Here is a 12,661-nt window from a genome sequence, read left to right as displayed (position 1 = left end):
GCGGATGGATGTGACTGTTCCAAAAGGGCTAACGGGATTGGAGAGTTCTTTAGAGGTTGTCAATGTTCCCTTGCACAAGTGCTGCGACTGGCAGGGGTTTATGTACGCAAAGGAAGGATGGCATTATTTCAGCGCATTATTAAGGGAATACAAGAAAAACCCTGACCTCCATTACTCCATTTCTATACTAAAGGAGTACTATGACAAATATCAGCCTCGTTCCACATTTGAATGTTTTCTGTGTGAGGAAGAGTTTAATTCAAAGCATCACACAACGCCATGGGTTCCACTTCCATGGGACCAATCGTTTAGAGTGAAATTATTGGATAATCAGCACTTCGGGCCTAATTCCAACGCATTCATAAAAAAAGAGTTTGAAAGAATCACTACTCTTTACCATAAGTTGAGGGCGCAAGGATATCAGCCTTTGAATCATCGTGACGGATATGTTCGTGGGCATTTTTTGAGGAACGGAGAAGATTATCGTTTCAAAGTGACAGGTGGGCAGCATCGGATGGCTGTCTTAGGCGTTCTGGGGCAAACGGATTTGGATGTAAAACTTCAGCCGGACTGGAAAAGGGTCATCGATATTCGTCATATTGATCAATGGGAGCAAGTGAAAAACGGAACGTATAGTGTGAGGGCAGCACAGAAAGTGTTTCATTGTTATTTTCAAACGACGGGGAAAGAGAAAGCTGAGAAATATGGAATTCTTAAAAAGGGAGACGCAGGTAGATGACTATACCTTATGGAAAGGATGCTCTAATCAGCTCCTCACCAACAGTTCAGGTCCCTTTGAACAAATGTGTGGATTGGCAAGGGTTTTCTTATACAGAGCAGGGTTGGCATTACTTGTGTGAAACGCTCAAAGAATACAGAAAAAAACCGAAAATGATTTACAGGGATTCCTTTCTCTTCAAATATTATTCTCTCTATCAACCTGCCTCGATGTTTGAATGCTTTATGTGTGGCGATGCCTTTAACCCCATATATCAGGAACGTTGGGTGCCTCTGCCTTGGGGGATGAATCATAGACGCGTACAGAAAGAGGGTAGCCAACACTATGGCCCCAATACAAAGACATTCATAAGAAAAGAGTACAAACGATTGGTTCATGTCTATGAAAAATTGAAAACAGAAGGGTACCAACCTACACAATTTCATGATGGATTCATTAAAGGCCACTTTCTGAAGAAGGGAAAGGACTACCGTTTTTTGATTACAGGCGGACAGCATCGTATAGCAGCTCTTTCAGTATTGGGGAGTCAATCGATTTTGGCGAGAATTCCCCCGAAAAGAAAGAGAGTCATAGACCTGGATGAAATTAAGGAGTGGGAGCAAGTTGCGAATGGGGTTTACCCATTAGAAGTGGCGTCGCACGTGTTTCATATGTACTTTGAGTCCAATGGCAGGGAAAAGGCGTCTTTGTATGGTTTGGTGGAATCAGGAGAAACGAAATACTTTATTAGGGGGAATCGATTCGTGTATCAGGATCTATGGGTGAAAGGGAAACTTGTCAAAAAGGGTCAAAGAGAGTGTGCAAACAGGTATGAAAAAGTAAAGGAAAAGATGAAGGGGTGGAGTGATCCCTTTACGGTCCTTGATCTCGGAGCTAACAACGGCTATTTTTCCTACCGGATCGCGGAAGATTTTAAAGTGCCGGTAACGATGATTGAGGAGAAAAAGGAAGCCCGAAAGATTTACGATATGAATGAAAACCCGAATGTAACACTCATCAACAGGCGTGTGGAAGTACAGGAATTGAAAGAGCTCTGCAAGAATAAGAAGTTTGACGTGATTCTCGCTTTGAGTGTCCTGCATCACTTCGATAACTACGAGGAAGTCATAGAGGTGCTATTCGCCCATTCCAAGCATCTTTTTATTGAGTCTTCTGCTCTTGAAGAGGCAGATGGAGGCTGTAGAAGCTATACTGTCAAAGGAATTAACGATCTCTTGCAAGCTAAAAAGCCTGAGATTTTGACCTATTCGGATAATATTAGAGGGCTCGGAAAGCGGCCTCTTATGTATTTTAATAATGATAAAGGATGAACAAACTCCCCCTTTTGCCGGGTCCATTCCAGGTGAAAGGGTTTTGTCTTTCATCATATTTTCATAAACTTGTTTTATACTGGATTTTAGAACGGTAAATTTAACAGGTTCGAGCGGAGGAAACCTATGATTATACAGCCTATACTGGTAATTCGGGCAGTATCCATTGCCGCCGGGGTACTAATTCTATGGATTTTGCAAGAGAAGGAGAAGAAGGAAAGCATCGAAAGCTTTTTATCCTTGTTGACCACATGGATTTTCGTTTTTATAGGAGCGAAGTTTGTGACGAGATGGGATCTCGTGTTTGACTATCCTTTATCAGTCCTCTCTTACCCTGGCGGGGCGAAGGAACTGTACATAGCCACATGTTTGACTATTGTTTTTGAATGGCGCAAAAGGATGGTACACCGTCGTTATGTCGGCTCTTCCATTTTGGTTCTTGCGACTAGTCTGCTGGCATTTGCGCTCTTACGTCAGCTTGTGCTTGCTCAGGGGAATCTGGTTGATGTGGCTTTTGCTTTTGTCTTTTTTCTTCTGGTGCTATTTTTGATCAAACCTGCTGTGAAAATCGCCGCTGCATCCACAATTGGAATGGTCTGTGGATGGCTGTATCAAGCACCGGAGCTCATGGGATACAGGATCAGCGTTTGGTTTTATGTCATCCTCAGTCTGATGGTATGGGGCTATATTTTAAGCGGGAGAAAACGGGCATGAAAACATGTCTACATAGATAGGAGACCATAAGGAAGTCGATGTTCTGAGGAATACATTTTAAGGAGGTTTGAAAAATGGGGACTGATGTAACGCTTTGGCTGGCACTCGGAGCAGGAATCATTTCTTTTCTATCGCCGTGTACCCTGCCTTTGTTCCCGGCCTATTTATCATATATCACCGGAATGAGTGTGAAAGAGATGAAAGAGAATCGAAGTCTTGAGGTGAAGAAGAGGTTACTCACGCATTCTATTCTCTTTCTTCTAGGTGTTTCTTCGATTTTTATCAGTTTAGGAATTGGTGCTTCTTATGTAGGAAGTGCTGTACAAAATATCTTAACAGGAAGCTCAGGGCTGCTACTGCAGCGGCTGGCTGGTGTTTTCATTATTTTGATGGGGCTGTTCGTCGCGGGATGGTTGAAGATCGGCTGGTTTATGAAAACGAAAAGGGTGCAGACGAAACCGAAAACGTCCCTTAGCCTGGCGGGAACTTTTTTTGCAGGGATGGGGTTTGCAGCAGGGTGGACGCCTTGCATCGGCCCGATTTTTGCATCCATTCTCCTGTTGTCCGCAAGCAACCCGACACAGGGGATCTTGTACACCGTTGTTTATGTCATCGGATTCGCCCTGCCGTTTCTCGTGTTTTCCTTTTTCATAGGATCCACCCGGGCCATCTTGAAATATAGTGAGCAAATCATGAAAGTCGGTGGAGTGGCGATGATTTTAGCTGGAGTATTTCTCTATACCGGGTATATGACGAGAATCTCGACATTGCTTTTGAATTTGGTTCAGGATACATGGTTTGCCAATCTAGGCATGATATTTTTATAGAAAGGAAGAGGGCTGAATGAAGAAATGGGGGCTCATTGTCATTGTAACCGCCTTATTTGGTTGGGCAGTTTATGATTTTGTATATGAAGGGGAAACCAAAGAACAGGTGGCTGAAGGCGAAAAGATGGTTGCTGAAGGGCCAGCTACAGAGGAAGCTGACATTGGTTTGGAAAAAGGACAGCAGGCACCGGATTTCACGCTGCAAACGCTCAGTGGCGAAGAGGTTTCTTTGTCGGATTATCGTGGAGAAAAAGTCATGATCAACTTCTGGGCCACATGGTGTCCGCCTTGCCGGGCCGAAATGCCGGACATGCAAGAGTTTTCGGCAAATGAAGATATCCAGGTGCTGGCTGTGAATTTAACAGAAACCGAAGCGAGTGTAAAAGGGGTGCAGGATTTCGTAGATGAATTCGGGTTAACCTTTCCTGTTTTGCTAGACGAGGACGTTTCCGTCGCCAACCAATATGAGGTCAATCCCGTCCCTACATCCGTTTTTGTCGATGAAGAAGGCAAGGTCAGTTCTGTCATGCTCGGGGCGATGAATTACGATATGATGGTACAAAGGATGGAAGGAATGTAAGGGTGATTACATGAAAACGGAAGTACTGATCGTTGAAGATGATCGGAAGATTTCAAATCTCATAAGCATTTACTTAGCGAATGAAGGGTACAGCGTCAAACAGGCTTATGACGGGGAAGAGGGCAGGACGCTCTATCTTCAACACCGCCCATGCCTGTTGATCCTTGATTTGATGCTACCTAAATGGAGCGGGGAGGAATTATGCCGCTTCGTTAAGAAAGACAGCGAAGATCCCCCCGGCGTCATTATGTTATCTGCGAAAGGAACGACGGAAGACCGTATTACAGGACTGCGTCTCGGCGCTGATGATTACATGACGAAACCGTTCAGCCCTGAAGAATTGATGGCGCACGTGGAAGCCGTCTTAAGGAGGACAGGGCATGTGTGTCAAAAGCTTTCCCATGAAGGACTTGAAGTGAAACCGCGTAAAGGGGAAGTATGGTTGAACGGTGAACGGCTGGAGTTGACGCATTATGAGTTCAATTTGCTTTATTTTATGATGGATCACAAAGATCAAGTGTTTACGAGAGAACAGCTGCTCGAGCAAATCCACCCGAACGGCGAAGCGGATATTATGGCCCGTACCATTGATGCGCACATCAAAAAGCTCCGCCGGAAAATAGAAGCGGATGCATCTGTTCCGCAAAGGATTGTGACGGTGAGAGGGATGGGGTATAAATATGCGTCTCATTGAACGTCTCCTGCCGCCGAAACTTTGGGTGAAGATGACGATCGTAAATATTGCCCTCCTGATTGGAGTCGTGATCGTTACAGGAATGACGCTTTATCAGACAGCTTGTTTTCTTGCTGCTGACATTACAGGTGTCGAGCGTGAAGCCCAGTTGACCTTCAATCGTTCTCTCTTAATTTACGCATGGGTAATCGGAGGCGTCGTCATCGTGATGGGGGCTTTTTTATATTCAACGGTAACAAGGAAAGTGCTTGTACCTGTCAAAGAGCTGACAAATGCCATGGAAACAATGAAATCAGGGACTTATCCTGGAGATTTGGACGTCCAAACCAACGATGAAATAGGAGAGCTTGTCGTTCACTTCAATCGTATGAACCGTCGTTTGCAGGAACAGGAGCGTTCGCGACACCAAATGCTTCGTGATTTATCGCATGAAATAAGGACACCGTTATCCAACTTGCAAGGTTATTTAGAGGCCCTTGAAAAAGGGGTGATTCCAGGGGATCAGACGATTTACCGCTCTCTTGCAGAAGAAACCGACCGAGTCTCTCAGCTGCTTGCCCGGCTGGATGACATGGAATCCTGGACGACGATAAGCCCTTCGAAGCCGCTGGAGGTCAGTCAGGAGGAAATGACCCAGGTCATCTCTCAAGTAATCCAAATGTTCACTTTGGAATTTGAGAAAAAAGGCATCGGAATGAAGAGTGAGTTGGAAGCCGCGGAGGTGCCTGTAAATAGACAAGGGGTCCAGCAGGTTCTGACGAATCTATTGAGAAATGCTCTGGATTATCATGAGGGGGCAGGTGGAGTTAAAGTTGTTGGAAAAGCAGAAGGGGAAATTTACGTGATCAAAGTAAAAGGAGAAGGAAAGGAGATTCCTTTAACTGAAAAGGATCTAGTTTTTGATCGCTTTTACCGCGTGGACCCTTCCCGGTCAGACGGGAGGTCTGGGCTTGGCCTTGCCATCAGTAAACAGATTGTGGAACGCCATGGCGGTCAGATACAATTGGAAACCGATGGTCGGAAGCACTGTTTTTTTATAACCTTACCAATGAGAGCGTAAACGAATGGTTTGCGCTTTTTTTGGGGTTGGAGTGGGAGAGGTGTACCTGGTACCGGTGAAGAGGGATGCGGTGCCAGGCACCACATCTGCTTTTAAAGGTGTCAGGCTTTCTGTTCATATTTTCACAAACTCAAACATACTAAAAGCCCCAGCTCAACGCTGGGGCCCCGCCACCTATACCTATACAAACTTTCGTCTCTTTGAATTCTTTTATCTTTAATTAAGATGGCTCAAATTCAAGATACCATAAATAGTCATGGAAGTTAACCATTTTTTTGAAAAAAGAAAGGGGATGATCAGTAATCTTATTCTTCGCCTATCGACAAATTTTTTTATGAAGGATAAACCCTGTATTGACGCCATTTCCTTTAATATCCAATGGACATCAACCTTTGTTCAACCCCCTGCAATATAGTATAGTTAAAAGGAGCTTGATTTTTCAGAAAAAATAGTATCTTAGGGAGAAAGGGGTACACCAAATGACTCAGCAGACATTTTTGTATCAACCGAAAATATCGGAAGTACTTAAAAATATGAGGAAGGTCATGATCGGGAAGGAAGAAGCCGCGATGTTGAGCCTTGTCGCGTTACTTGCGAAAGGGCACGTCCTTTTGGAGGATGTTCCAGGTGTCGGGAAAACGATGCTTGTGAAAACGCTGGCTAAATCTCTGGATTGTGACTTTAAACGTATCCAGTTCACGCCAGATTTGCTTCCTTCTGATGTGACGGGTGTATCGATATATAATCCGAAGAGTTTGGAGTTTGAATTCAGGCCTGGGCCGATCCTTGGCAATATCGTTTTGGCGGATGAAATCAACCGGACATCCCCGAAGACGCAGTCCGCTCTTTTGGAAGGAATGGAAGAAACGAGTATTACGGTGGATGGGAATACCGTTCCCCTCAGTGACCCGTTTTTTGTCATGGCGACTCAAAACCCGATTGAGTATGAAGGGACTTATCCATTACCGGAAGCTCAGCTTGACCGCTTCCTGATTAAGATGAAGATGGGTTATCCTTCTGCAAAGCAGGAAATGGAGATGCTCTCAAGAACTTCGAACGGCCACCCAATCGAAGATATTTCCGCTGTGTTGACAAGAGAAGAGCTTGTTGAATTGCAAAAAGAAGTATTGGAAGTCTATGTCGATCGTACGGTCAACCGTTACATTATCGACCTTGTGACAGGAACCCGGGCACATGACGGCGTTTATCTCGGGGTCAGCCCGCGTGGGTCGATCGCCTTAATGAAAGCAGCCAAGGCTTATGCGTTCATTCATGACCGCGATTATGTGGTACCTGATGATGTTCAATTCATGGCTCCTTTTGTCCTTTCTCACCGTATGATCATTACATCAGAAGCGAGGTTTGAAGGACAGACAGCGGAGTCGATTATTGACAGACTGCTATCCTCCACGTCCATTCCAGTGAAGAGGAACATCAGTGAATGAGGCGGAAACTTGGAATCATCGCTAGAAGCCTTGTCGTAGCGATCCTTTTTGTCATCCTCTTTTCCTACGCCATGTTTCAGGGCGGGTTTGTCAGTTGGTTTCTTTTTTATGCATTTCTGCCATTCCTCCTTTACATGGCCGCCGTCCTCATTTATCCGGTCGATAATTGGAAGATCGAACGGAACCTGTCTAAACGAATGGCGATGGGGAGTGAAACCATCGATGTTGAAGTGAAGTTAAAAAGGAAAGTTCCTTTCCCCATCTATTACTGCATCATCGAAGAACACTTGCCGGAATCCTTGAATAAAGTGGACGAACACATAGATAAATACAAGGATATGGGTAAAGTGGACCGCTTTTATAACCCCCGTAAAGTGAAAAAGGTTATTTTTCCTTGGTTCAGCAAGACCATTACGTACCGGTACCAACTGAATAAAGTGCCTCGTGGAGACCATAAGCTGAAGGCACTTAGGATCAAAACCGGTGACTTTTTCGGCTTTGTAAAAAAAGAACACGTTTATCATAAGGAAAGCAAACTGCTTGTCTTTCCTTATGTTCGTCCAGTGAAAATGAAAGACCGGGTGTACAGTTTTGAACAGGGAGCAAGTCCTTCTTTCAAGATAAATGAAAAGAACACGAACATGGTCACCGGTGTCCGTGAATACATGCCTGGGGACCGCTTTGCCTGGGTGGACTGGAAAACCACGGCGAAGAAGAATGAAATGATGACGAAAGAATTTGAACAGGAAAAAAGTGTCGACATGATGCTTATCCTGAATGGCGTCTATCATCCGGAGATGAGTGAATTGAGTTTTGAAGGAGCGGTGGAATTCACGGCTTCCTTGATGAAGGAGTTCCATAAAAACTCCTCTCCACTCTCATTCATGTCCCTCGGTGACGGTCGTCAATACTTTCCTTTCCATCAGGACTACGCACATCAGCAGCAGATGCAGGGGCATTTGGCTAGAATCCGACCTGTCGGGCGCATTCCTTTTGCGCAACAGCTGGAGCGTGAAAAGTCATTGATCCCAAGTGGTGTGATGCTCATGCTCGTGAGTCATCACTTGGATAAGGAAATCCAGGTTGCCATTAGCAAACTGGCAAAAAGAAGCAAGCGTGTCGTCTTTTTCTATGTGCGTCCTCATGGACAAATGTCGTTCCAGGACCATCAAGCTGTGAAGCAGATGAAAAGTCAGGGCGTTGTTGTCAACCTATTGAATGAGGAACAGCTGACGAAACAACAATTCGAGGTGAACACATGATGGAAGAGCGACAATCGTTCATCTATAAACTGATTCTCTATATTACTGGCTTTCTATTGTTCTGTGAATGGATGAGGCCGATGGAGCAGATCTCGGAAACCAATGATGTGCGTGTATTCTTCATCTACGCGACGTTCTGCTTTTTTGTCTCCTTTTTACAAGTCCCGTGGTATCTATCCATCCCTTTGAAAGGGCTTGGACTTGCGTTCATCATTGATGGACTTTATATTGCGGAACGCATTTTTTCCCGGGACTGGTTTACTGTCTTATATGAACAGGTGCTTTTCAACATTCAGATGATTCAATCACAGGAATGGTGGCAGATGACGCCGCTCTTTCGAAGTCTGCTGTTTTTGATCCTTCTCTGGTTGATGAGCTATTTGCTTTATTATTGGTTCGTCGTAGCCCGCCGGATGTTCTTTTTTGTCTTATTGACACTCATCTATGTCACAGTCGTCGATACCTTTACGGCCTTTGATGGCAAATGGTCGATTGTAAGAACATTCATTCTGGGAATGGTTGCGCTCGGATTATCCAGCTTTGCCAAAGTGATGGACCAAGAGTCGATTTCCTTTAAAGGACTGCACAAAGCTAAAATGTGGGCCATTCCACTTCTTGCGATCATTTTGTTTTCCTCGGCGGCTGCATACGCCTCACCAAAACTTGATCCGCAGTGGCCGGACCCTGTCCCTTATATAGAAAGTGCTGCAGGCGGAGCTGGCCCGGGAGGAAGTGGCGGCGGAACCGTCCAAAAAGTCGGCTATGGAGAAGACGACAGCCGTCTTGGTGGTTCTTTCATTCAAGATGACACCCCTGTGTTCCGGGCGACGGCGGATGGTGAACGTTATTGGCGCATCGAGTCCAAGGATACGTACACAGGAAAAGGGTGGGAAGATACGCTGGAAGAGCCAGTGACCAATATGGACCCGCAAAACATCAGCTACGAATTGTTTACGGACAATGTAGAAGTGGAAGAGCAGACGGTCATGATTGAAATGTCCCGGCAGGCTTCTTTTCAAAAGTTGGTCTATCCCTACGGCCTGTCCTCACTCGTCCGGTTCCCGAACGACTATGAACTCCTTGTCCACGAGAACACGGGGGAGATGGATACCGTGAAAGGGGATTCACCGGCGAAGGTGAATGAATTCATCGCCAATTATGAGTATCCTTCCTTTGCGTACGATCAACTGCGGGAAGCGGGAGATGACGATCCCCAGGAAATCCGTGATCGTTACCTTCAGCTTCCAGATGGTTTGCCGAATCGAGTGAGAAACCTGGCTGGTCAAATCGTTGAGGCTGAAGATAATCGATATGATCGTGCGAAAGCGATCGAGTCTTACTTTTCTTCCAATGGCTTTGAGTACTCGACGACGGATGTTCCGGTACCTGGTGAAAATGAAGACTATGTCGCTCAGTTCTTGTTTGAGTCCCAACTCGGATATTGCGATAACTTCTCCACATCCATGGTCGTCATGCTTCGTTCTGAAGGGATTCCAGCCCGCTGGGTGAAAGGCTTCACCGGTGGAGAACGCATCGATACGCGTGAAACCGACCTTAGTGATGGAGTGCAAAATGTCTATCAGGTGACAAGTGGCAACGCGCACTCCTGGGTAGAAGTTTATTTCCCTGAGATCGGCTGGGTACCTTTTGAGCCGACCAAAGGATTTACGAACAACACGGACTTCTATACAGATGTAGAAACAGAAGAAGGAGAAGACCCAGCTGGTGCTCCGGATAGTGAAACACCGGAAGATCAAATGGGGAACCCGCAGCAAATGGAAGAGGAAGAAAGTTCGGATGCTGCAGGTGCCACAGGGTCATCCGGCCAAAGTTACACATGGCTGTGGATGCTGTTAAGCGCAATCCTTGTGGCAGCGATCATTCTTTACTTCACAAGGTACCGTTGGATGACTGCGCTGCTCATTCGTAAGTACCGGAAAAACAAAGATGAAGAAACGTACGAAAAAGCCTATCATTATTTATTAAAAGTGCTTGATCATAAAGGGTTCAAGCGGAAGCCTGAACAAACCCTGCGTGAGTTTGCGCTCTCGGTCGATCGGCATTATCAGTCGAATGACATGAGGCGGTTGACCAATCATTATGAGCGTGTCATCTACCGGAATGAAGCTCAAAGTGCCCATTGGCCTAAAGTCACTGAATTATGGGAAAATTTAATCAAAAAGACATTGTCTTGATTCCTTTTCATGCGGTTGATAGAATGAATGAAAATTATCAGATGCATTCTTCCTTCGTATATCCTCGGGAATATGGCCCGAGAGTCTCTACCGGGGCACCGTAAACGCCCTGACTATGAAGGTGGGAATCACGTGACATGTATGTACATGGATGGATTTCTGCCTTCGTCGTCGTGGATTGAGGCGGAGGATCCATCCATTTTTTTATGAAAAAAATAATAGTCTATAGATCAAGGAGTGGAACAGATGGAACAAGTACAAGGCATGATTCTCGTGCTGGACTTCGGGAGCCAGTATAACCAATTGATTACACGAAGAATCCGTGAATTCGGAGTGTATAGTGAGCTTCACTCTCACAAAATGAGCATCGAAGAGATTAAAGCGATGAACCCAAGTGGGATCATCCTCTCCGGTGGACCGAATAGCGTCTATGGGGAAGAAAGCTTCCGTTGTGACGAACAGATTTTTGAACTTGGTATTCCAGTCCTTGGGATCTGCTATGGCATGCAATTGATGACCCATCATTTCGGTGGAAAAGTCGAACGTGCGAAAGAGCGTGAATATGGAAAAGCGGACATTAATGTGGCCAAAGAGCCGGTGATTTTTGCTAAAACACCGAGAGAACAAACGGTTTGGATGAGCCACAGCGATAAAGTCATCGAAGCACCGGAAGGTTTCCAAGTCGATGCCACGAGCCCGTCCTGCCCAGTAGCCGCTATCAGTAACGATGAAGCCCGCATGTATGGGGTTCAGTTCCACCCGGAAGTCCGTCATTCCGAATATGGAAATGACATCCTGCGCAGCTTTGTCTTCGACGTTTGTGAAGCGAAGGATGACTGGACAATGGAACATGTGGTGGAAATGGAAGTAGAAAAAATCCGTGAAAAAGTCGGCGACCGTAAAGTGTTGTGCGCCTTGAGTGGTGGCGTGGATTCTTCTGTTGTCGCTGCTTTGATCCACCGTGCCATCGGCGATCAGCTCACATGTATTTTTGTCGATCACGGTCTTCTTCGTAAAAATGAAGCCGATGACGTCATGCGTACCCTTGGAGACGGCTTTAACATGAACATCATCAAAATTGATGCCAAAGAACGTTTCATGAGCAAGCTTGCAGGTGTATCCGATCCTGAGAAGAAGCGTAAAATCATCGGCAATGAATTCATTTATGTTTTCGATGATGAAGCAGAAAAACTGAAGGAAATCGACTTCCTGGCACAAGGAACGCTTTATACTGATATTATCGAAAGTGGTACAGAGACCGCACAGACGATCAAGTCCCACCACAATGTCGGCGGCCTTCCTGAAGACATGCAGTTCGAATTGATCGAACCGTTGAATACGTTGTTCAAAGATGAAGTGCGCGCGCTTGGAACAGAGCTTGGTGTACCTGAGCATATCGTTTGGCGCCAGCCATTCCCGGGGCCGGGCCTTGCGATCCGCGTTCTTGGGGAAGTGACAGAAGAGAAGCTTGAAATCGTCCGCGAATCAGACCATGTCCTTCGTGATGAAATTAAAAAAGCAGGACTTGACCGTGACATCTGGCAATACTTCACCGTACTTCCGGACATCCGTTCCGTTGGGGTCATGGGGGATGAGCGTACGTACGATTACACCATCGGAATTCGCGCGGTTACGTCCATTGATGGAATGACATCGGATTGGGCACGTATTCCATGGGATGTCCTTGAGAAGATCTCCACTCGAATCGTTAACGAAGTCGACCACATCAACCGTGTCGTTTACGATGTGACGAGTAAGCCACCTGCAACGATTGAATGGGAATAATCGAACGTTAGTTTACATTTACGAGTTAATGTTCGGATTTAAGGTTGACT

General features: G+C 45.7%; 11 protein-coding genes and 1 riboswitch. All 11 genes read left to right on the top strand.

The window, feature by feature from the left end; genetic code table 11:
• Positions 1 to 4 precede the first annotated feature (4 nt).
• The 11 genes from VKA52_RS15840 (at position 5) to guaA (ending at position 12,611) form a co-directional block, all read left to right on the top strand.
• Positions 5 to 739 carry a hypothetical protein gene (locus tag VKA52_RS15840; RefSeq protein WP_326316383.1) on the top strand — a complete coding sequence of 245 codons (735 nt, stop codon included), beginning with the start codon at positions 5 to 7 and terminating at the stop codon, positions 737 to 739.
• Complete coding sequence (locus tag VKA52_RS15835) at positions 736 to 2,049, top strand: class I SAM-dependent methyltransferase (protein WP_326316382.1); 1,314 nt, start codon at positions 736 to 738, stop codon at positions 2,047 to 2,049. Before VKA52_RS15840 ends, VKA52_RS15835 begins: the two co-directional genes overlap by 4 nt.
• A gap of 126 nt (positions 2,050 to 2,175) precedes the next feature.
• Positions 2,176 to 2,763 (top strand): hypothetical protein, encoded by a 588-nt coding sequence (locus tag VKA52_RS15830; RefSeq protein WP_326316381.1) that lies wholly within the window; start codon positions 2,176 to 2,178, stop codon positions 2,761 to 2,763.
• A gap of 74 nt (positions 2,764 to 2,837) precedes the next feature.
• Positions 2,838 to 3,590, top strand: coding sequence for a cytochrome c biogenesis CcdA family protein (locus VKA52_RS15825; protein WP_326316380.1), 753 nt, complete (start codon positions 2,838 to 2,840; stop codon positions 3,588 to 3,590).
• Positions 3,591 to 3,606: 16 nt separating this feature from the next.
• Positions 3,607 to 4,170, top strand: a complete 564-nt coding sequence (locus VKA52_RS15820) for a redoxin domain-containing protein (protein ID WP_326316379.1) — start codon at positions 3,607 to 3,609, stop codon at positions 4,168 to 4,170.
• Between the two features lie 10 nt (positions 4,171 to 4,180).
• Complete coding sequence (locus VKA52_RS15815) at positions 4,181 to 4,864, top strand: response regulator transcription factor (RefSeq protein WP_326316378.1); 684 nt, start codon at positions 4,181 to 4,183, stop codon at positions 4,862 to 4,864.
• Positions 4,851 to 5,924, top strand: a complete 1,074-nt coding sequence (locus tag VKA52_RS15810; RefSeq protein WP_326316377.1) for a HAMP domain-containing sensor histidine kinase — start codon at positions 4,851 to 4,853, stop codon at positions 5,922 to 5,924. The genes VKA52_RS15815 and VKA52_RS15810 overlap by 14 nt, the downstream gene beginning before the upstream one ends.
• Positions 5,925 to 6,403: 479 nt before the next feature.
• On the top strand, positions 6,404 to 7,369 hold the full coding sequence (locus VKA52_RS15805; RefSeq protein WP_326316376.1) for an AAA family ATPase: 966 nt from the start codon (positions 6,404 to 6,406) through the stop codon (positions 7,367 to 7,369).
• A complete protein-coding gene (locus VKA52_RS15800; protein WP_326316375.1) occupies positions 7,366 to 8,631 on the top strand; it encodes a DUF58 domain-containing protein in 1,266 nt (421 codons plus the stop codon). The genes VKA52_RS15805 and VKA52_RS15800 overlap by 4 nt, the downstream gene beginning before the upstream one ends.
• Positions 8,631 to 10,826, top strand: a complete 2,196-nt coding sequence (locus VKA52_RS15795; RefSeq protein WP_326316374.1) for a transglutaminase TgpA family protein — start codon at positions 8,631 to 8,633, stop codon at positions 10,824 to 10,826. The genes VKA52_RS15800 and VKA52_RS15795 overlap by 1 nt, the downstream gene beginning before the upstream one ends.
• Positions 10,827 to 10,860: 34 nt before the next feature.
• Positions 10,861 to 10,962: riboswitch (purine riboswitch) on the top strand.
• Between the two features lie 110 nt (positions 10,963 to 11,072).
• Entirely contained in the window at positions 11,073 to 12,611 is a 1,539-nt protein-coding gene (gene guaA / locus VKA52_RS15790; RefSeq protein WP_326316373.1) for a glutamine-hydrolyzing GMP synthase, read from the top strand.
• Positions 12,612 to 12,661 lie beyond the last annotated feature (50 nt).

Source organism: Halobacillus sp. HZG1 (assembly GCF_035818575.1).
Taxonomy (GTDB): Bacteria; Bacillota; Bacilli; order Bacillales; family Halobacillaceae; genus Halobacillus; species Halobacillus litoralis.
This window is presented reverse-complemented; position numbering and strand designations above follow the sequence as displayed.

Bases quoted from the DNA above. Each gene is read 5' to 3' on its own strand.
- VKA52_RS15840 (WP_326316383.1), top strand. From the start codon at position 5: ATGGATGTGACTGTTCCAAAAGGGCTAACGGGATTGGAGAGTTCTTTA.
- VKA52_RS15835 (WP_326316382.1), top strand. From the start codon at position 736: ATGACTATACCTTATGGAAAGGATGCTCTAATCAGCTCCTCACCAACA.
- VKA52_RS15830 (WP_326316381.1), top strand. From the start codon at position 2,176: ATGATTATACAGCCTATACTGGTAATTCGGGCAGTATCCATTGCCGCC.
- VKA52_RS15825 (WP_326316380.1), top strand. From the start codon at position 2,838: ATGGGGACTGATGTAACGCTTTGGCTGGCACTCGGAGCAGGAATCATT.
- VKA52_RS15820 (WP_326316379.1), top strand. From the start codon at position 3,607: ATGAAGAAATGGGGGCTCATTGTCATTGTAACCGCCTTATTTGGTTGG.
- VKA52_RS15815 (WP_326316378.1), top strand. From the start codon at position 4,181: ATGAAAACGGAAGTACTGATCGTTGAAGATGATCGGAAGATTTCAAAT.
- VKA52_RS15810 (WP_326316377.1), top strand. From the start codon at position 4,851: ATGCGTCTCATTGAACGTCTCCTGCCGCCGAAACTTTGGGTGAAGATG.
- VKA52_RS15805 (WP_326316376.1), top strand. From the start codon at position 6,404: ATGACTCAGCAGACATTTTTGTATCAACCGAAAATATCGGAAGTACTT.
- VKA52_RS15800 (WP_326316375.1), top strand. From the start codon at position 7,366: ATGAGGCGGAAACTTGGAATCATCGCTAGAAGCCTTGTCGTAGCGATC.
- VKA52_RS15795 (WP_326316374.1), top strand. From the start codon at position 8,631: ATGGAAGAGCGACAATCGTTCATCTATAAACTGATTCTCTATATTACT.
- guaA (WP_326316373.1), top strand. From the start codon at position 11,073: ATGGAACAAGTACAAGGCATGATTCTCGTGCTGGACTTCGGGAGCCAG.